Raw genomic sequence first — 18,785 nt, 5'->3', positions numbered from 1 at the left:
AATCAACAAACTGTTCAAGGCGCCTACGGTCTCGTGCTGTCCCCGCTTTCCCCTCCCTCCGCCGCTCAGGAGTGCCCATGGCAACGACCACACCCGTGCATCCCGTCGACGAGGTGCCACCCGTACGGCAGTTGGCCGCCTTCGGGCTCCAGCACGTGCTCGCGATGTACGCGGGCGCGGTGGCGGTGCCGCTGATCGTCGGCGGGGCGATGAAGCTGTCCGCCGCCGACCTGGCGTATCTGATCACCGCCGACCTGCTGGTGTGCGGGATCGCGACGCTCATCCAGTGCGTCGGCTTCTGGCGCTTCGGGGTGCGGCTGCCGATCATGCAGGGCTGCACGTTCGCGGCCGTCTCGCCGATGGTCCTGATCGGCACGACGGGCGGCGGACTGCCCGCGATCTACGGCTCCGTGATCGTCGCCGGGCTCGCCATCGCCCTGCTGGCACCGGTGTTCGGCCGGCTGCTGCGCTTCTTCCCGCCGCTCGTCACCGGCACCGTGATCCTGATCATCGGGCTCTCGCTGCTGCCCGTCGCGGGCAACTGGGCGGCGGGCGGCCAGGGTTCGCAGGACTTCGGCGCGCCGAAGAACCTCGCGCTCGCGGCCTTCGTGCTCGTGGTCGTCCTGGGCGTGCAGCGGTTCGCGCCCGCGTTCCTGAGCCGGATCGCGGTGCTGATCGGCATGGCCGTGGGACTGGTCGCCGCAGTGGTGTTCGGGTTCACGGACTTCGGCGGGGTCGGGGACGCCGACTGGGTCGGCATCAGCACGCCGTTCCACTTCGGCACGCCCACCTTCCACGCCTCGGCGATCGTGTCGATGCTGGTGGTGGCCCTGGTCACCGTGTGTGTTCGGTTACACCATGATCCCTAAAAATTATCCGCTTGCCGCCTGACCAGCGCGAACTTCAAGGCCCCTGCCCCCAGCGGAGGGCTTCATCATGGGAGAAACCATGTCCGAGCGCGCCTGGACGGCCAATCTGCGCGGAACCTTGGAGGCCGTCACCGAGCGAGCCGCGGTCAGCGGCGCCAGCCTCACCGAGGCCGGGATGGATCTCGTCCTGGTCCACATTGAGGCCGCCTACCAGCGCGGCCTCATGGCCGGGCGCAGCCAGTCCGGCTACGCCGCCCGCCGCACGACGACGGAGGAGGGCTGATGGTCTGCCCGTTCTGCCAGAGGGCCTATCCCTGCATCCGTCCTCCCCGGAGGAGGCCGTGGGCCTGCTGATCGCACACAAGGTGATCATCCTGGCCGCCCTCGTGGCGGCCTTCGTCATGAACGGGGTGCCGCATTGGCGGATCCGATCAAGTACCTCAAGAAGGCGCTCCCGAGCCGTGGTCGGCTTCCGGCCCCAGGAACCGACCCATACGGTCACCCTGGGGTTTTTCCACGCCCCACTGAAGTCAGCACCGAAGATCGCTTCAGAGCCGCTCTGGCGCAGCCGTTCACGCAAGCCCGAGAGGCCGTCCAGCACCTCGCCGGGGACACCAAGAGCAGCACTGGCCGGGGCCGGTTCATACTCCAGCTCGCTGGCCCTAGCTTACGGGGCGTCCATCTGGTCGACCGTGGTCCGTGATGACATCAAATGTCCAGGTCAGGGGCTCCCCCGTGCCCCCGTGCGCTCTGGTCTGTGAGAGATGTGTGAGACGAGGTGAGACGAAGAGCTATCCGGTCGCACTGAATCCCGGCAGGTCTCCGACACGCCGGAATGCCCCGCTCCGACCGGTCCCGCGCAGAATTCCGGCGGAGCGGGGGCTTGCCCGTGGACGCATCGGAGGCCGGGCGGATCTCCGCCCGGCCTCCATAGCGGCAAACCGTGGTGGGCCGCACGCGCGGCATGGTGATCTCGGTCGTGCGACTCTCCCGTCGTCTCCGAGGTAGATCCGGATGATCGTCACAGCGCCGGCGACCTCGGGGTGTCTGCGCAGGCGGCCTTGGTGCGGCGCCGGGAGGACACGCGGGCGTGGGGAAGACCACCCGCCCGAGTGCTACGGACAACATGGTCTTGCCGCCCCCGGGCGGATAGCGCAAATGACCGATGGTACCTCGCATGGAACGTGCAGCGGGTGCGGGCGAAGCAGATGCAGGAGGCCGCTGCGAGGAATGCGCGGAAGGCCCAGCGGCGTGAGGAGAACGAGCGGAACCGGCTGGCCAGGAAAGCGCGCCGAGGTGACTCATCGGGACACGAGCGAGACTCGCCGGGGACACCGATAAGACGCCAACTGATGCCGGTGTACCGCTTGGGGTTCTGCGCGCGTCCTCACGGTGTCTCGCGCGCGCACCGACAATGCCACACTGGCGTCGCGTACAGAGTCTTCAGAGGACTCACCTGTGAAGGGATGCCGGGTGACGTCTCCCAGGAGACACGACCGGGGCACCACAGGGACGCCGTTCGAACTTCACTACGGCTCTTCTGGAGAGGCCCGGCTGGTGCTTCCGCCAGCGGAACGGCTGGTGGCGCGGGCCGCGAGTATCGAGGCGAAGTGGGTCATGCAGGCCGGCGCCCGTTCGCTGAGTGATCATCCGGGCGAAGTCCCGGACGAGGTCGTGGGTTTGCCGCAGTTCCGGGCAGCCGCCGAAATCGGCCCTGCGGCGCTGAGTCTCGTCCTCGGTGAGGGCGTCGGGGTGTCGGGTGATCCAGCCGACGGCGCTGCGCACCGAGGGCGGTGTGGGGACCGGGGCGGGTACTTCTGGTCAGGTCAGGCGGCTGCGGGCACCGGGCACCGGGTTCGACCACGAACTGATGGGACGTCACCCGATCGGTTGCGAGACCAGGCGCACGCAGCCCCACGTCAAGTCGCCAGGAGCACCGACGAGGTGCTGAGTTTTACACTGCCGATCCTGATCGGGAGAAGATACGTGTCGCCCGCACTCACGAGCCGCCGGAGGTCTGACTCAGAATGACGAACAGTCCTCCCCAAGCCGCAGCCCTCCTCGCCGCCGAAGAGGGCCTCATCGAGCACATCCGGCAGCACGCCAAGCTTTCTCACGGCGCCTACCACACACCAGACGACTGGACCTACCCAAGCCCGTTCCACCTCCTGATGGCCCTGGGCCGTCGCTTCACCCCCGTGCCCCACCCCGGTGATGTGCCTGCCATGCCGGACCGGCTCTGCTACAGCAATGCCGCGCGCTTCGCCCTGGCTCATCAAGGTGACGACTTCATCTATGCCGAGGGGTTCGCCCTCACTCATGTCGGGACAGGCATCTACTTGCCTCATGCCTGGGTTGTTCGTCCTGACGGCACGGTGCTGGACCCGACCTGGGATGACGAGCCCGGCCGGGCTTACTTCGGGGTTGCGGTCGCCGACTCCCGGCTATGGCCCGTTGACGGTGGAGGGCTGCTCCACGACTTCGAACGGATCTTGCCGCTCCTGCGTGACGGCTTCCCACTCGATGCACTCGCTGATCGCGGGCGCCCCCTGACCGAGGGAACGCGCGAGTCAATTCTGTGACGAGGGCGTCTGCGTCGTTGCTGCGGCGAATCGCGGTTCCCTCCCCGAGGCCGCCCCAGGACGGGTCCGCGTCGAGGGTGGAGGCCGCCTTGGCAAAGCTAAAGGGTTGTCCCGCTATGCGCATGAGGTGGCAGGGGCAGGCGTAGGAGCAACAGCCATACTCAACGTGTGACGATCACGGATGTTGATGATCTGCTCCCAGACCCGTGGGATCTGTTGGCGGGGACCGACTGGGCTTCACTCGAGCATGCCTGTGGGTCGGCCGCAGGAACCCCTGCTCTGCTGGCCGGACTGTTGGCGGACGACGCCGGCACACAGGCCAGGGCTCTGCGGCACCTCAACGACCCGGTGCATCACCAGAACACTATCTACTCCGCGACCGTGCCTGCGGCACTGTATGTGGCGGCGATCCTCAGCGACCCGCGCACGGGCACCTTTGTGGTCGACCGTGACGGCCGAGTCCTTCCGCTGCGCGCTGCTTTGCTGGACTGGGTGACGTCGGTGGCCATCGAGGTCGACAGCCAGGCAGAGGCGCACATGGCGGGCGTAGGGCTTTGTCTGGAGGAGCATTCAGAGTCCGTCCAGGTCCGGGCACTGCGTCCCGGGCTCTTCCAGGCTGTCTCTGCTTTCCTCCACGCTCCGGACCTTGCTGTTCAGGAAGCGGCCGTTGCTGCGGCTGTTTCGCTCCTGGACGCCCCGGAGCTCGTTCAGCAGCGTGCCCCTCTTACGCCGCTGGTCCGTGATGTGTTGGTCTCCAGCGACAACCGCTCGTATCGCTTTATTGCTGGCCGTGGTCTCAAGTCCTGGGGAGAAGACACAGGTGCGCTGCCTGACGAGCAAGACACAGATCTGTGGGCAGGTGGCTGCAGCAGCGAACCGCCCTTTTGACCGCGATCTCCACGGAGGAGAGGGTAATTACTTCTCCCCAGCCGGTGTGATGCCATGATCACGCTGTGACTGGTGTGATCACGGCATCGAAGCCTTCCTGGATAGCCCCGTTCAGCGGACTGAGCCCGCGTGGCTTCCACAAGCTGTTCACCGCGTTACGCCGGGAAGGCGCGGATCCGATACGTAAGGGCCGCCCCTGGAGTCTGTCTTTGGAGGACCGTGTGCTGCTGGTGACAACCTACTGGCGCACGAACTTGACCCTGCGGCAGCTAGCACCGCTGTTCGGCGTCTCGAAGTCCGCGGCCGACCGCATCATCGATCATCTCGGGCCGTTGCTCGCACTCCGGCCCCGCCTGCGGTTCCGTATGGACGCGGTACTCATCGTGGACGGGACTCTGGTGCCCACGCGCGACCACACGATCGCCGAGCAGTCGAAGAACTACAGGTACTCGACCAACCATCAAGTCGTCATCGATGCCGACACCCGGCTCGTGGTCGCGGTCGGCCGGCCGGTGCCCGGCAACCGCAACGACTGCAAGGCGTGGGCGCTGTCGGGCACGAAGGACGCCGTCGGCAGGACCATGGTCATCGCGGACGGCGGCTACCGGGGCACCGGGCTGGTCATCCCGCACCGCCGCGAACGCGGCCGGACTGAACTCCCGGCCTGGAAGGAGGAACACAACGCCTCCCACCGTAAAGTCCGCGCCCGCGTCGAGCACGCCTTCGCCCGTATGAAGAGCTGGAAGATCCTCCGTGACTGCCGCCTGAAAGGCACCGGCGTCCACCACGCCATGCTCGGCATCGCGCGCCTGCACAACCTTGCCCTCGCCGGATAGAGACGACGACCACGCTCAGGCAGGTCCGCCAGCCATGCCGACCAGTGGAGGTGGCGTGTGGCGCGGCCATCGCACGCCCACGTGTTCTGACGCGGCGGCTCGGAACGCCTCCATCAGTTTGCATCCCGGATACGTCCCGAAGACCGTGTATTTCCAGCGGTAATAACATGACCAGTAGCTCACCACGCGTCGCTCCGTGCGCGCGAAGAAGGCTGGATTCCGGGCGATGAAGTCCCCATAGAGCCTGCGCTGGGCCGAGTTCGGGACAGCGAGGCCGGCAAGCCCCCGTCCGATCACGTCAAGGATCTCCAGCACGTACTCGCCAGCCAACTGCAGCACGAACGGGGCCACCCATGGTTCCCCCGACGCCACGATCTGTTCGAGGTGGCGCTGGCGGACCCGTCCATCACTGTGCCGGGAGTACAGGCAATGCAAGATCACCTGCTGGATTCCGGTCAGGGAGCACTCGAAGTCGGCGCCCGGATCCTCGTTGTAGATGCGCAAGGGAATGGCGACGGTCTCGCCCTGCACGTCAACCTCGAAGGACTCCATCGGCGCGACCCTGGCGTCCGGCATGACCGCCAGGACGCTCTGCACGTCAACGACAAGCCGGGGCGGAAACGCTGCCGCCAGAACATGGTCGACGTTCGATGGATCCCGCGGCAGGTGCACAACAGGAGGATAGGCCGCGAGTCCCTCGATCCCTCGACCGCCCACCTCAGCGTTGCGGGACAAGCCTTAGGAGAGAACACGACCTGCCTCAAAGGGGTTTCGAGTTTCGCCGGCATGGCTGACCCTCGTAGCGTCGCGCTTCAGGAGTTGAGGGAGGAGGCCGGGCTTGCGATCGGTCCAGAGCGTCTACAGAAGCATCATGTCCGGCAGGTTGCCGCCACGCTCTGCACGCACCGGGCGCATCTGTACTCCGTCGAACTCACCGGTCCCGAAACTGAGAAGTTGCGAGCTGCCGCCGCCGCTCATGGCGAGGCAGCCGATTCCGAACGCACCTACGTGGAGATGGCCCGTCTCGGCGACATCATGGCGTTGAACAGCGTGGACTGGAGCACGCTCGGCGCCATTCTTGAGGTGCTGCTGGAGGCTTCCCGTGTCGTTACGGGCGGGACACTCTGAAGATCGGGCCCCGGTGGCGTTCCACGGGACTGGCTGAGGCTTGCGTCATCCACAGGCTTCGTGGCCTGGAACGGACTGCGGTGCCGCCCAGATCATGCTGGGCGGCACCGCGGGTTGTCACCTATGTCAGCGAGATCCTCTCGCTTCGAGGGCGTCACGCGTTGCCTGGAGCAGCTCTCGGATCTCGGCTTCTGCGTTTTCCGAGTCGGTCAGACTGGAGCGCCGCAGTTCACTCGTCGAGCGCGTGAACTCCGCAACAACCCTGCGGCGTCCTTTCCGAATCTTGGGAGGTGCGCTCTGTCCCGTTGTGTACAGCGGGAAGATTTCGACCTCTTCGACCCCGAGAGAGTCGTACCATGTCCGCCATTCCGGATCAGCCTGGACTCGTTCTGCCGCTTCGTCGAGGAGTTCCTCAAGTGAGAGGCTGACGCCTTCGTCCAGCCCGAGTGAGAAGGCGAGCCATGGCGGCCCGTCGTCATCGGTCGGGACGTGGCTCTGGTGCTGGGCTGTCGGCCAGCCGGTGGGGTTGCTTCCCGTCTCCGGTGAGAGTGCGGTTTCGTGATCCCAGGCAAGCCCGGTCACTGCCTCATACGCCTGGGGCGCAGCTTCCAGCAGCAATTCGGCCTCGCTGAAGTCCCACTCTCCAGCCAGTGCCGAGGGGTCGGCCAGCACCTGGTCGTAACGCTGACGGCCGGCAGCGACCACCGCGCATCTGAGGTAGAGGAACGTGTCGCTCGACAGCGGCAGCAGTTCGTCTTCCGGGTCATCGATGTCGCGGACTGGCTGATTGAAGTGCCGCTCGGTGTCCAACTGCCACAGGGCTTCAGCGAGGGCCTCACTGAAGGCCAGGATGTCTGCTTCCCCCTGCTTGCCGAGCTCGGCCACCAGGCGGTCGACGGAATCCTCGTCGGCTTTCCCGTCCAGCACTCGTAGCTGGTGCCAGATTGTTGTTTCTACCATTCCTGTTCTCCTGTGGAAGTTACCGGCAGCTTTTCAGCTGTCCCGGAGGGCAGTGGCCGTGATTCCAGGCGTACATCGTGATGTACCCCGCCTCCGCGATCCTGGCGTAATAGAAGCCCTTGACCGTCTTCTTGATCTTGTAGTGACAGGTGCGGCCGGAGTAAGCTTTACAGCTGCCGAGCTGCGACCGGGGTCGACTGCCTCCCACTCTGGAGATCCCGTATTTGTACGTGTGGTGATGACCTTTGAATTTCCAGTAGATCTCATAGACGATGTACTTTTTGTTCTTTGTTTTCTTTTGCGTCTTGCTGTGGTACTTCGGGAGCGGAATCGGCCTCGCGACGGGGATGGTGACCGTGCAGCCGACCGCCTTGCAGTACTGGTAGTACAGCCAGATGAACGCTATGACCGCGGCGACGCCGAAGATGATGACGAGTTCGGGGATCGCAATGACACAGACCGGGCACTTTCCGGACAGGTCGTTCTGGTTGAGCGGATCTTGGTTGGCGTAATCGTAGGCGTTGGCGCTGCCGCCGGGGACGGAGTCCGTGGAGAGGAAACGCCCGCTTGTCGGGTCGTAGAGGCGAATGCCCATGAGGATGGCGCCTGTCACGGTGTCGCTGGCGCGTTGTGCGGCACCGAGCCATCCGTAGCGGGTAGCGGCGGTGTCGCCCTCGAGGTTGCCGAATTCGTCGAACGCCAGCGCCACGGAGCTCTTGCTGGTGTCAAGCGGGAGCTGGACGGTGACGTCGCCGTGGATGTCGGTCAGCTGCAGGACGGTGTCTCCGGTGCCGCTGGTGATGGCACCGAGGTCGTCGTCCAGGTCCAGAACACTTCGGGTGATGGTGCCGTTGGTGTCCTCGGCGGTCCAGTCAGGGGTGTCGTCGTCCCCGCTGAAGTGGTTGGTCTTGGCTGCCGTCTGTGTCCATGTGCTGTCGGTGCCCTGTGTCTCGGTGGTCCAGGAGGCCAGACGGCCGGCGGCATCGAGATTCCAGGTCTGCCGCTTGCCGCTCGCGGTCTGCTGGCGGACCAGGTCGTTGGCGTAGTAGCCGACCGTGGCGCCGGTGGCCTGGGTCGTGGTGCGGCCAAAGGCGTCGTAGACCGTACCCGTTGTTTCGAGACGGTCGGCGCTGTCGTAGGTGTATGACGTCGTCGTGGCGCCGGTGCTGCTGCAGTCGGTGCCCACGTCGCTGGTGGCGGTGGTCAGCGTCTTGCGGTTGCTGTTCTTGTCGAACGCGTAGTCCCTGCGGGTGCAGGAGCCGTCAGAGTTGGTCTCGTCTGCTCGGGCCAGTCGGCCCGCCATGTCGTAGCCGTACGCGCGGCTGCGGGTCGTCCCGCTGGTGTCGCTGTCCGCGACCTCTTCGTCCTGGATGGAGCGGTCGACGGTGTCGGAGGCGACAACGGCGCTGTCACTGTCACGGGTGTAGACCCGTGAGGTCACTGCACCGGTTTCGTCCTCTCCGGCGGTGAGCGTGTAGCCGCCGGGAAGGGATTCGGTGGCCAGGTCGCCGTCCGCGTCGTAGGTGGCCGCGAAGGTGCCGGCCACTGAGTCGGTGCGGGAGGTTTCGACTCCGCGTGCGTCCTTGGACGTGTCGTAGGCGTAGGTGGTCGTGGACGGAGCAGAGTCGGTGGTCTTCACCACGCGGTTCAGGGTGTCGTAGGCGGCGCTGGCTGTGTTGCCCGCACCGTCGTTGTAGGAGATCTCTCTTCCGAGGTCGTCGTAGGTGTGGGTGATGGTTTGCCCGTTGGACGTCATCGTCGCGATCTGACCGGTCGCGTCGTCGTACGTGCTGGTCGTGTCCGGCACCGCAGTGCCCACACCGCCGCTGACGGTGGTGCGAAGGAGCCGTCCGCCGCCGTCGTAGGTCATTTCGGCCGTACGGCTGACACCGTTGGCTGTCTCGGTGGACTTTTTGGGATTGCCCCAGCTGTCGTATTCGATGGTCTTGGTGGGCAGTTGGCTCGGGTTCGAGCCGCCTCCTGTGATCGTGCTTGCCGGGCCGGTGGTGCACACCAGGTCGGCCCACTCGGGGCGGCCGTTACAGGTGCCGGTTCCGGTCGCGGAGTAGTACGTGGTGACCGTCGTGCCGGCGTCGGAGCCGCTGGACTCGGGCTGGATCGTTTTGGTCACGCGCCCTTGCGAGTCATAGCTGACGGACTCGGTGATGGCCAGGCCGTCTGGGTCGATGACTGACTTGGTCGGCAGGCCCTCGGTCCAGTCGTAGGCCGTGGTGGTGGTCCGGACATCGGCGTCGGACGGGTAGCCGTCCACGTAGGCGCCGACCTTGACAGTGGTCGGCTCGTCGGCCACCTCTGCGGAACCGTCACTCGGTCGACCCTCGTCGTAGCTCGTGGCTGTGTGCTGCCTGGCCGGCCATCGGGTGCCCGCGGCCAGGTCTGTGCCGCCGGAGCCCGCTTTGAGTGCCGAGGTGAGGGTGATCTGGTGCAGCGGACCGTATTCGTCGGTCTCACGCAGTCCGTCGCTGGAGTATACGGAGAGTGTCGACAGTTGGGCGGCCCGGTCGGCTGTGGAGTTCTGCGCGATGCCGAGCAGGTTCAGCTCGTCCAGCGCGTCACCACTCGTGGCCAGGGCGAGTTCCCGGTTTGCGGGGCTGAGTTCGCGCGTTGTGTTGCCGAACTCGTCGTATTCGGTGGTCGAGATGTCCCCGCCGGGAGTGGCGGTGTTGACTTCCTGTCCTGAGGCGTCGGCGTAGGAGATGGTGGCTCGTTTGTAGTCCGATGAGGTCAGGTCGGATCCGGTGTGGGAGGCGGGTACCGAGTCGGGCGGGAAGACGGCGGTGGCGTCCGTGGGGGCATCGCTCTGTCCCCAGGCGGCTACGTCGGAGGTGGCCATGCTGTAAGGCGCCTTGGAGCCGGACAGGGGCACGTCGTAGACCACGCTGCTGGTGGCGTTGGTCCCGTCAAGGGTGCTCTTGGTTCCCTGGGTGAGGTTCGGTCGGGAGAGGGAAAGGAGCATGCCGTCACCGGCCGTTGCGGTGCCCCCGGCCTTGCCGTAGGTGAGTGTCCAGGGCAGTAGCCCCGGCGGCGTGAGTGTGGTGACGCGGCCGGCGCTGTCGTACGCATACGTGGTCTTCAGGTTCGGGGTGACCCGCGGATCCCATTTCTCCCGCAGTCGCCCGGACGCGTCATAGGCGTACTGCGCGACGGGGACGGCAGTGGCTGTGGAGGCGCCGGGTGCCGTGGACCACTCCCGGATCTCCTCGACCTGACCGCTGTAGTTGCCTAGCGAGGAGCCGGCAGCAGTTGTTGACGTTGCGTAGACGAGTTCCAGCAGGCGGCAGCCTTTTGTCGAGGGTGTGGACTTGCAGGTCTCTGCTGAGACGGCCGAGGTCGGAGCGATCTCGTACTTGGGCCGCACAAGACTGCCGGAGGGGTCCTTCTCCGACACCACGGTGATGGCGGAGTTGTCCGACGGGGTGTATATCGTCGATACCTGCCACGTGGAGGTCGACGAGTCGGTCTTCTTGAATGTGGTAGTGGTTCCCTCGTCGTCCTTCAAGGTGAAGACCGAAACCTTGGTCAGGTCGTTTGTCGTTTTGTCAGAGCTGTCCTTGCTGGTCAGGGTCAGGTCTTCGGAGCCGGGCTCGGGCTTCCACCCGCCGTCAGCGGTGGCGGTGAAACCGGTCTCGTCGCCGTCGGCATCGCCCACGGCGACCGATGTGCCGGAGGTCTTGCGCAGATAGGTCCAGTCCGTGTCGGTCGCATCATCGGTCAGACCGGAACTCCACTGCGGTCCGAAGATCGCCGCCTGACCGTCAACATCCGATCCTGCGGTGGGTGTGCGCGACGATGCGCTTCGATCGACAGTCAGGCCGAAACCTGAGGCGTCGGTGGCCGACACGGTGAAGTCGCCCGTCAGAGCGTTGAGCTCGCCCGGGCCGACCTCGGACGCGGGCGCGGTGCCGGCGTCGCGGTCGACCGAGATGGTGTGGGGCTGGGAGTAGGCGGTGTTGGTGCCGTCGGTGAAGGCCGCCCGGATGTCTATCGCACCGTCTTGCGACAGAGACGTCGTCACGTTCCAGGTGAGCGCCGCGGGAGCGCCGTTGGTGACGCTGACCGGCCACGAAGGGACAGCCGAGGCGTCGGAGGATCGGGTCACGTCCGTGACCGGGACACTCTGCCAGGAGTCCGTCTCGCCGCGGCGGTATTGGTAGGTGACCCCGGTGTAGCTCGTCTTGCCTTTGGACGTCAGGCTGACTCTGCGGGCGCTGGTGTCACCGTCGCTCGGCGTGAGCAACCCGGCGCCATCACCGACACCGAACTGGTATCCCGTGGCCGTCGAGGAAAGGTTTCCGCCGGAGTCGACGGTCTTGGCGTACAGCGTGTGCCAGTCCTCGCCCGGCGCGATCGTGATGGTCAGCGGGTCGCCGCCGTTGCCGTCGGTGGTGTCGTAGATCCTCTTGGGTACCGAGGAGTCGTCCAGGCCCCAGTAGAAGCCCATGCCGTCCGTCGAGGACGTGTCCAGCGTGCAGGTCGCCCCGTCGTCATCCTTGGGCATCCAGGTGCTCTCGCTGTACGGGTCACAGGAGATCGTCGGGGCGGCGGGCTTGGCGACGTTCGGCACGAAGTAGATGTACGAGGACCAGGCCCCGTAGTCGGTGCCGTCGTAGCCGCGTACCCGCATGCGCAGGTGTGCTCCGGCCAGTTGGCTCGCGCTGGGGATGGTCAGTTTCGCTGTGCTGCCTGAGGCCACCGAGGCGGAGGTGGCGGTGTAGGAGTAGGAGGTCTCGCCGCTGTATGACGGGTCGTTGGTGATCTCGAACTGGCCCTTGACGGTGGAGCCGTCCGAGTCCGTCACCTTCGCCGACAGCGTCGGGGTGTACGTGGTCACGTACCGCTTGCCGTTGTAGGCGTTCACCGTGCTCGGCGAGATCGCCAAGGAGGCGGTCGTCGCGTACGAGTTGTAGGTCACGACCAGCTTCGGCGCATAGCCGGAGGTCGTGTAGTTCGCCGACCGGAAGCGCCGCCAGGTGGTGGAGTCGCTCTCACTGTCGGCGCGCACCTGAAGACCGTAGTTGGTCGAGCCGTCCGCCCACGCCTGCGTGATCGTCTGCAGGTTCCAGTTCGACCAGTTCGCCGCGCAGCCGGTGTAGCCCCAGTGGCCGGTGTTGGAAGCCATGCCGGTGGTGGTGGTCGACGGCTGCGCGCCCCAGGTGACCGACGACGAGGACCACGAGGAGGTGATCCGCTTCGCATCGGTGGCGGCCCCGGAAGTGGAGCAGGTAGCCGAGTAGTAGTTGTACAACGACATCGTTGCCGACGTGATGTGCTTGCCGGCGAACTTCGACACGTCGAACTTCAGATACGACCGCGCCGTGTCCGTACCGCCGTCGTAGGTACCCGACTTCAGCTCCTGCGAGGAGACCTGCGAGTCCGGGTAGTCCGGACTCTGCACCCAGGTGTCCGTGGTCACCGCGAGCGTGGTGGTGGGATCCACCGTCACCGGATATGTGGCCGTCGCCAGGAAGTCGGCGTCCGGTGTGAGTACCAGGGTCTGCGAACCGTCGTCAGCGGTCTCGATCTTCGTCGCGACCTGCTCCTGATGGACCGACTCACCGGAGGCGGAGTCCTTTGAGGCGTCCCACATCGCGGGCGCCGGTGCCTCGGCGACCAGGTCACCGGCGCTGTTCTTCAGCAGCAGATGACCGGAGTCGGCCTGGGACAGCTTCAGCCCGTCCAGGTCGAGCGGGATCCGCTACGACAGGGCATCGCCGTCCGGCTGCTGGGTCAGTTCAATGTTCTCGGAGAAGCCTTGCGCGAGAGCCGTGACGGACAGGGTCTGGCCGCTGCCGAGATCGTAGGAGGCGGTGCTGTTCTTCACCTCGGGGGTGGGCAGCTTGTCCGCCCAGCCCAGCCCGAAGGAGTCGTTGCCCTTGGTCACCGACGCCAGTTGGGTGTCCCCGCCGTCGGAGACCGCGATATCCGCCACTGCGGCGGCCGGTGTCAAGTCCGCACCGGTGTCAGACAGCGAGGTGTCGATGTCCTTCCACTTGCCGTTCTGCTTCACCCGCACCGGGCCGGCGTACGCCTCCGTCTGCAGTTCCCCAGTGGGCAGCGCGTACGTCGTCGAATCCGCTGCCCGCTCGGACAGTACTTCGATCTTCCGGTCCTGCAGACGAGCCATCAGTGCGGCCGACGCCTCGTCCTCTGCCTCCGCAGGCCCCAACGCGGTTCTGGCATCGGACTCGGTGGAGGCAGCCACAGTGCTGGTGTCGGCAGCGAATGCCACCCCTGTGTCTTGTGACGCCAACGCCACTTCCACAGCCATCGCCATCACCAGGCCGACGGCTATCTGCCGCAGCCGGCACGGCTGTCGAGCGCGCCCTGATCTCGATCTTCGATCGAACACACGCCTGTGACGCATGGTCAAGCCCCTCTCAAGGTCTGTCCTCTGATCGGTCAACCGATCGAGTTGATCATGCAGGTCGAACAGGAAAGGGCAGTCAAGAACCTGTCGATTCGACCAAGGGCGAGTCAACAGACGGGGGCCCGCGGTCTCTTTATGAACAGCGAACAACGCCACCGAATGCGCAGAACGCACCAATTCGTGCGCCCCGCAGGCTTGATGTGCGGTTACAGGCAGGTGTCGTCACGAGCCCGCGTCGAGGTCCATGATTTTTCAAAGAAATGAAGGAACATGTGGATATAAGTGACAGAACTGCGCAGATAGTGCGGGCGGCGAGTGGAGCTCCCAGGCCGATGCTCTGCTGGCGTGCGACTTCTTCGGAACCGTCACCCTGTCCGGGGCGCGGCTGTACGCGTTCGCGGTGATCGGGCACGCCTACTGGCGCATCCGCGTCCTGGGCTCGACGGCGCACCCGACAGCGTCCTGGGCGGCGCAGGCAGCCAGGAACCTCGTCATAGACCTCGAGGATATCGGCTGCCGGGCCCGGTTCCTGATCCGCGACCGCGACGCGGGAAGTCCCCCGAGTTGTTCGACACTGTCCTGGAGGACGCGGGCATCCGTGCTCAGCGGGATCCGCATGCCGCGCATGAACTCGATCATGGATCATTTTCAGCATGGCCACTGATCGGGTGACCACGACGGTGGTGGGCAGGCCACAACGCACACGGCTCCCGTGCCGTTGAGGGAGGAGTGCGAAGACGAGTCTTCCGGCAAGGGCAAGCCGACGCGGAAGTACCCGACCTTATCCGACGACGTAGAACCTGACCGTGCGGCGAGGAGTAGGGGTACGCGCGCAAACACTATGTCAGCAGAACGCCTTGCCACCACTGGGCGCTGAACGGTACGACGTTTCGAATCTGCTTCGGGCTGCGAGGCGGGGCGAGTACTGGGAGAGTGAGAAGCTGCGGTTGATGACTACGTCCTTTCTCGCCCCCGGGTGACCGCGGCGCAGCAGGTCGCAGAAGCGGCGCGGTGAGTACGCGCGGGTGCCGCCGACGCTGAAGACGGCGTCCCCTGGTCGCAGGCCAACTGCGGCCGCCGGGCTGCGCGGGGCCACCCAGGAGATCGCCGGGACAGTCCTGCCGTCTAGGGTGCCGGTGACGGTCAACGCGACGCCGATGGCGCCAGGGGGCTGAGCAGTAACGCCTGAGTCACGCATGGTGTTGAGGCTGACCATGAGGAAGACGACCAGGGCCATGATCCCTGTGATCGTTGCGACGTAGGCGGTGTTGACGGCAGTGTCCGGCGATAACCGGTCCCGGAAGGTCCCTGCGATCACCGGCACTTGGCGAAGACGATGCCAAGGGGACAGGAACCGGTCCCGGATGGTACGGCGGTAGGCGGGAGTCAGGTTGGCGGACAGCCAGTACTCATTCAGGTCGTCAGCGGGTGGGACGGCGGAGGGTGAGCGAGTTGTCCACAGGGTTGTCGTGGCCCAGCGGCTGGCCTCACTGCGGGTCTTGTAGAGCTGGCTGGGCAGCCTCACAGCCGCGAGGTGTCGGCGTTCGTCGGCGAGAGACGCCCTCATGTGTTCACCGAGGCTGCGCAGCAGGGGAGTTCCACTCGCATGGTCACGCAGCGCAACGCCGAACAGGTGTAGTCCCGGCCCGGAGCTGATCGGGCCGACGGCGCCCAGTACGGATCTGGCGCCGCCGAGCATGCAGGCGACAGGAAATCCGACGGCGCTGTGCCCGTCACGGGTGTGCAGAAGTCCCAGCCAGCAGTTGGCGAGTGCGACGGTCTCGGGCCAGACGTAGCGCAAGGCCGAGGCATCAGAGAAGGCAGTGCCGTCGGCGAGCCGTAGCGTTCCGCGCGAGTAGGGGTCGGCGAACCATGCGGGCGTATGCTCGGGTCCCGGGCCATGCTGAGCGTCGAGGTCTGGTGTTGCACCCGTCGGCAGTCGGTAGCCGTGGCCGACGACCTGTGCGATGTCCCAGTCTTGCTTGGTCAGTTCGGTGATTAGATCTTCTGCTCGATGTGTGGCGACGGCGGTCATATGGTCCCGACCGTGGAGGGTCGCCCACTTCGCCGAGCCTGTGTGCTCCTGGGGGCTGTAGTGGAGAAGCACACGGCAGGAACGACGGGGGGATCTTGAGTCGCCGTCTGCCGGACGAAGCTGACCGATCCCGGGTGCCAGGGCTAAGTCGGCGTGCTCTATCAGCGCTGTGCCGTCCCCGAGAGGGAGACCCGCCCACGGGATTCCGCTGAGGGGCCCGTCCGGGACGATCAGCAGTACGGGCGGCTCGCCGCCGCCCTGGTGGGTGCTCGCGGTTTTCAACGCGGGACCGTCGTACGTTCGTCGGCTTCGGGCAAGGGTCTCGATCAACTCGGGGGGCAGGAGCGCCCTGCTCAGGGTCCTCCAATCCGGCCGGTACATGGGCTTGTTGTAGAACTGCGCGAGATAGGTCACGGTTTCCCAGTCGGGTTGCCGCTCGAGTCTGTCCAGGGTGAGTACCAATGGTTGTGGTGAGGTGATGACGGTTCGGATGTGCCGTGCGCCGGTGTGGCGGGCAAGGGTGACGATGTCGAACTGCCATCCCTCAGGCAGACGCGTCGCCCGGTACACCAGCGCGGTCTCATGTCCCAGCCGGTCGAGCAGCCCGGAGACGTCCGTGATCGAACCGGCTGGATAGCGGCCCCGGTGCGCGCGCACCACCGCCCACACCGAGGCCCGTCGGCCAGCGCTCTTCTCCAGGGCTGTCCGCTGGTCGGGGCTGAGCAGCGCGGGGTCGCGCGCGCTTCCGAGCCGCACGGACGACTCTGCGGCTCGCAAGGCGGCGAATCGTGCCTGTGCCTGCGGAGTACGGGTGCCGGCGTCGCCGAGTGCGGCGACGAGTGCCCCGGTCAGTGATGCCCGTTTCCGCGCCTCCAGCAGCCACAGCGCGGTCTCGGCTCCCTTGCTACGCCTTGGGGCGACCGCGATCTCGTCCAGGAGTGCGGCATGCAGCCGTTCGGCGGCCCGCATGGCGGCCGACCAGTGAGCTGGCTCGCGCAACTCCCCGGTCACCTCCTCCATCAGGTAGATGCCCACCCGGCTCAAGTCCAGCGCGTCGTCGACTGCTTGGCTCTTCACCTCCGCGATGGGGTCGAAACGCCTCTGCCCCACGTCGGCGTCCGGACCGGGATTCGGCCAGACGGTGCGCAGAACGCACACCGCAGACGAGGCCAGGGACCGCCCCGTGCCCGCCCGATGCGCGATTCGTCCGTACGCGCGGTACGCCTCCAGGTTCACGCGGATCGCATCCTGTTCGTGCCCAGCCCCGGCCAGGACGGCTGCCGCCAGTTCGGCTGCCTCCCCGGACAACAGGGCAGTACGCGCCCGGGCATCATTGTCCATGAGGTCGCGGCCGTCCTGGAGGATGTCGTTCGCGCAGCGCTGGACACGCCGGGCGAGCGTGAAGGCGTCCGTGGGCCGGGGTGCGAGGACGGGATCATATGCCCCCGCCAAGCGCCCTGGTGGCAGCCCGGCCAGGGCACGGGCCTCGTCGAGACTGATCTGCAAGAGGGTGTCGTCCGCCCGGCACCAGGACGCGAGGAGGAACCGGCGGACCCCTGCCGTCCTGTCGTCGGCGGAGCAGCCGAGCAGGCGGAGCCGTAGCGGTATGGAGGCGGCTTCCTCAGTCGCCTTCCGTAGACGCGCACCCAGCTGTGCCGCCTGCACTTCGTCACCGATCTGCTCTGCGAACCAGACCCGGGCCGCGAGCATCGGTAGCGGGTCCTCGTCCTCTGACCACCGGGCGCGCACGGACAGCATGGCCTTCTCCACCTGGCCCCAGCGCGAGCGGACCGTGCACGTCTCGATGTACCGCGCGACGCAATAGGCTGCTGTCATCTGGTTGTCTCGAGCGTCGAACTCCTCGAAGGCCGTGACCGCAGCCGACAACGCCTCGTCGTCACTGACGGCCCGGTGGAGATCCAGGAGCAGCCGGCGTGACGTGCGATGCAACAGCAGCGCCAGCGGCGGGCGGTGACCGGACCGGGAGGGCGTCCGTGACTGCCACAAGGGCCGGTGAACCAGCCACGACAACGTCTGGACGAGCAGCAGCCCAGTGACCAGCGGAAGGTACCGCGTGAGTGCTCCGCCGAACTGGCTGAGTAACATGATCGCGGCAGAGAGCGTGAACAGCCACCCCCGCAGCGCCACTTCCCACAAATAGTCAGACTGCCGTCCGCCCTCCCGACGGAACACCGCCAAACGGTGTCGGCGCAGGCCCAGCACGACGATGAGGGCGATCAGTACGGGTACCCATGCTGTGGCGCGCACGCTCACCAGGAACCGTGAGAGTCCTTCATCGGGTTCGTAGAAGTAGGCAGCCGCAAGAGCTGTGTCGGCGCGGCCCGACTCCCACCACAGCGCGGCGGCGACAGGCACGGCCAGCAGAAGTAGGTCGGTCGTATGGTTGCGCAGCCGGTGAATCTGCCGGAGCACGTCCCCGCGCAGCAGCCGCAGGAACCCTGGGGACAGTCGCATCGTCATCGCTTTCCTTCGCGTACTTCGCCCGAACCGTCATCTGCCGTCCGCCTTGGGCAGTAGCATCCCTCGACGTTTCTCGCGAGACCGGCTCGCGGGCTGAAGACAGAACAGGTGACTGTGGCAATGACGGATGCTCTCGACGAGCAGGCGCCCCTGATCGTTCTGCTGGGCGACGGGGACATGGCGGTCGACTTCCTGCCGGATCAGAACGGCAGCCTTCCTGACCGCGAGGCGCTCGAAGAACTCGACGAACTGGGATACGAGTTGCGTCCGCCGACAACCCTCGGTGGCGATCTGAATGTCTTGGCGGACCTCGTCTTCGGGGGCGTGATCAAGGCAGCGCTCGATCTCGGGCTCGATCATGCCGTGCGGGCGCTGAAGCGGACTCGTGCCCAGCGGGAGCAGTCTCCTGAGCAGGTGCGGCAGCGGGTGTCGCAGGCCGTGGCAAGGGCCAGGACGGACGCGCAGGACGTGGTCGTCCATGAACCGGTGCGAGCCGGGAACGGTTGGGAGGTCCGTTTCACGATGGACGGTGTGGCGGGCAAAGCGCTGGTCGAGGGCAACGGGGTGGTGGTCGTACTCGACTTCTCGCCCGGCGCAGAGACCGAGCCCTCCTGAACG

11 protein-coding genes and 1 pseudogene are annotated in these 18,785 nt (G+C 66.2%); 7 read left to right on the top strand and 5 right to left on the bottom strand.

Going from position 1 to position 18,785, the window contains the following annotated elements:
• Positions 1-77 precede the first annotated feature (77 nt).
• The 5 genes and pseudogenes from ACIQPR_RS19030 to ACIQPR_RS19010 all read left to right on the top strand — a co-directional run.
• Positions 78-842 (top strand): annotated as a pseudogene (locus ACIQPR_RS19030) (solute carrier family 23 protein); the annotation flags it as partial.
• Between the two features lie 106 nt (positions 843-948).
• Positions 949-1,152 carry a hypothetical protein gene (locus tag ACIQPR_RS19025; RefSeq protein ID WP_403649490.1) on the top strand — a complete coding sequence of 68 codons (204 nt, stop codon included), beginning with the start codon at positions 949-951 and terminating at the stop codon, positions 1,150-1,152.
• Positions 1,153-2,896: 1,744 nt separating this feature from the next.
• Positions 2,897-3,451, top strand: coding sequence for a hypothetical protein (locus ACIQPR_RS19020; protein ID WP_403649487.1), 555 nt, complete (start codon positions 2,897-2,899; stop codon positions 3,449-3,451).
• A 168-nt stretch (positions 3,452-3,619) separates the two neighbouring features.
• Complete coding sequence (locus ACIQPR_RS19015) at positions 3,620-4,339, top strand: hypothetical protein (RefSeq protein WP_403649484.1); 720 nt, start codon at positions 3,620-3,622, stop codon at positions 4,337-4,339.
• A gap of 65 nt (positions 4,340-4,404) precedes the next feature.
• Complete coding sequence (locus ACIQPR_RS19010; RefSeq protein ID WP_403649481.1) at positions 4,405-5,175, top strand: transposase; 771 nt, start codon at positions 4,405-4,407, stop codon at positions 5,173-5,175.
• Positions 5,176-5,190: 15 nt separating this feature from the next.
• On the opposite strand, the gene ACIQPR_RS19005 is transcribed toward ACIQPR_RS19010, so the two are convergent.
• Complete coding sequence (locus ACIQPR_RS19005; protein WP_403649478.1) at positions 5,191-5,847, bottom strand: hypothetical protein; 657 nt, start codon at positions 5,845-5,847, stop codon at positions 5,191-5,193.
• 114 nt (positions 5,848-5,961) lie between these two features.
• Between ACIQPR_RS19005 and ACIQPR_RS19000 the strand changes: the two genes are divergently transcribed.
• The gene (locus tag ACIQPR_RS19000; RefSeq protein WP_403649475.1) at positions 5,962-6,303 is read left to right on the top strand and encodes a hypothetical protein; all 342 of its coding nucleotides are present in this window, start codon (positions 5,962-5,964) and stop codon (positions 6,301-6,303) included.
• A gap of 126 nt (positions 6,304-6,429) precedes the next feature.
• Here the strand turns inward: ACIQPR_RS19000 and ACIQPR_RS18995 are convergent, their stop codons facing one another.
• The 4 genes from ACIQPR_RS18995 to ACIQPR_RS18980 form a co-directional block, all read right to left on the bottom strand.
• A complete protein-coding gene (locus ACIQPR_RS18995) occupies positions 6,430-7,263 on the bottom strand; it encodes a DUF4240 domain-containing protein (RefSeq protein ID WP_403649472.1) in 834 nt (277 codons plus the stop codon).
• 19 nt (positions 7,264-7,282) lie between these two features.
• Positions 7,283-12,871 (bottom strand): DNRLRE domain-containing protein, encoded by a 5,589-nt coding sequence (locus ACIQPR_RS18990; protein ID WP_403649469.1) that lies wholly within the window; start codon positions 12,869-12,871, stop codon positions 7,283-7,285.
• 108 nt (positions 12,872-12,979) lie between these two features.
• Positions 12,980-13,552, bottom strand: coding sequence for a hypothetical protein (locus ACIQPR_RS18985; protein WP_403649466.1), 573 nt, complete (start codon positions 13,550-13,552; stop codon positions 12,980-12,982).
• A 943-nt stretch (positions 13,553-14,495) separates the two neighbouring features.
• The gene (locus tag ACIQPR_RS18980) at positions 14,496-18,167 is read right to left on the bottom strand and encodes a CHAT domain-containing protein (protein WP_403649463.1); all 3,672 of its coding nucleotides are present in this window, start codon (positions 18,165-18,167) and stop codon (positions 14,496-14,498) included.
• Between the two features lie 120 nt (positions 18,168-18,287).
• On the opposite strand from ACIQPR_RS18980, the gene ACIQPR_RS18975 reads away from it, so the two are divergent.
• Complete coding sequence (locus tag ACIQPR_RS18975) at positions 18,288-18,782, top strand: hypothetical protein (protein ID WP_403649460.1); 495 nt, start codon at positions 18,288-18,290, stop codon at positions 18,780-18,782.
• The last annotated feature ends 3 nt before the right edge of the window (positions 18,783-18,785 follow it).

This window comes from Streptomyces sp. NPDC091280 (assembly GCF_044768565.1).
Classification (GTDB): domain Bacteria; phylum Actinomycetota; class Actinomycetes; order Streptomycetales; family Streptomycetaceae; genus Streptomyces.
Note: the sequence above shows the minus strand (reverse complement) of the source record. Positions and strands in the feature narration are given on the sequence as shown.

Excerpts from the sequence above, each read along its gene's own strand:
- ACIQPR_RS19025 (WP_403649490.1), top strand. The coding sequence starts at position 949 with ATGTCCGAGCGCGCCTGGACGGCCAATCTGCGCGGAACCTTGGAGGCC.
- ACIQPR_RS19020 (WP_403649487.1), top strand. The coding sequence starts at position 2,897 with ATGACGAACAGTCCTCCCCAAGCCGCAGCCCTCCTCGCCGCCGAAGAG.
- ACIQPR_RS19000 (WP_403649475.1), top strand. The coding sequence starts at position 5,962 with ATGGCTGACCCTCGTAGCGTCGCGCTTCAGGAGTTGAGGGAGGAGGCC.
- ACIQPR_RS18995 (WP_403649472.1), bottom strand. The coding sequence starts at position 7,263 with ATGGTAGAAACAACAATCTGGCACCAGCTACGAGTGCTGGACGGGAAA.
- ACIQPR_RS18990 (WP_403649469.1), bottom strand. The coding sequence starts at position 12,871 with ATGTGGGACGCCTCAAAGGACTCCGCCTCCGGTGAGTCGGTCCATCAG.
- ACIQPR_RS18985 (WP_403649466.1), bottom strand. The coding sequence starts at position 13,552 with ATGGCTGTGGAAGTGGCGTTGGCGTCACAAGACACAGGGGTGGCATTC.
- ACIQPR_RS18980 (WP_403649463.1), bottom strand. The coding sequence starts at position 18,167 with ATGACGATGCGACTGTCCCCAGGGTTCCTGCGGCTGCTGCGCGGGGAC.
- ACIQPR_RS18975 (WP_403649460.1), top strand. The coding sequence starts at position 18,288 with ATGACGGATGCTCTCGACGAGCAGGCGCCCCTGATCGTTCTGCTGGGC.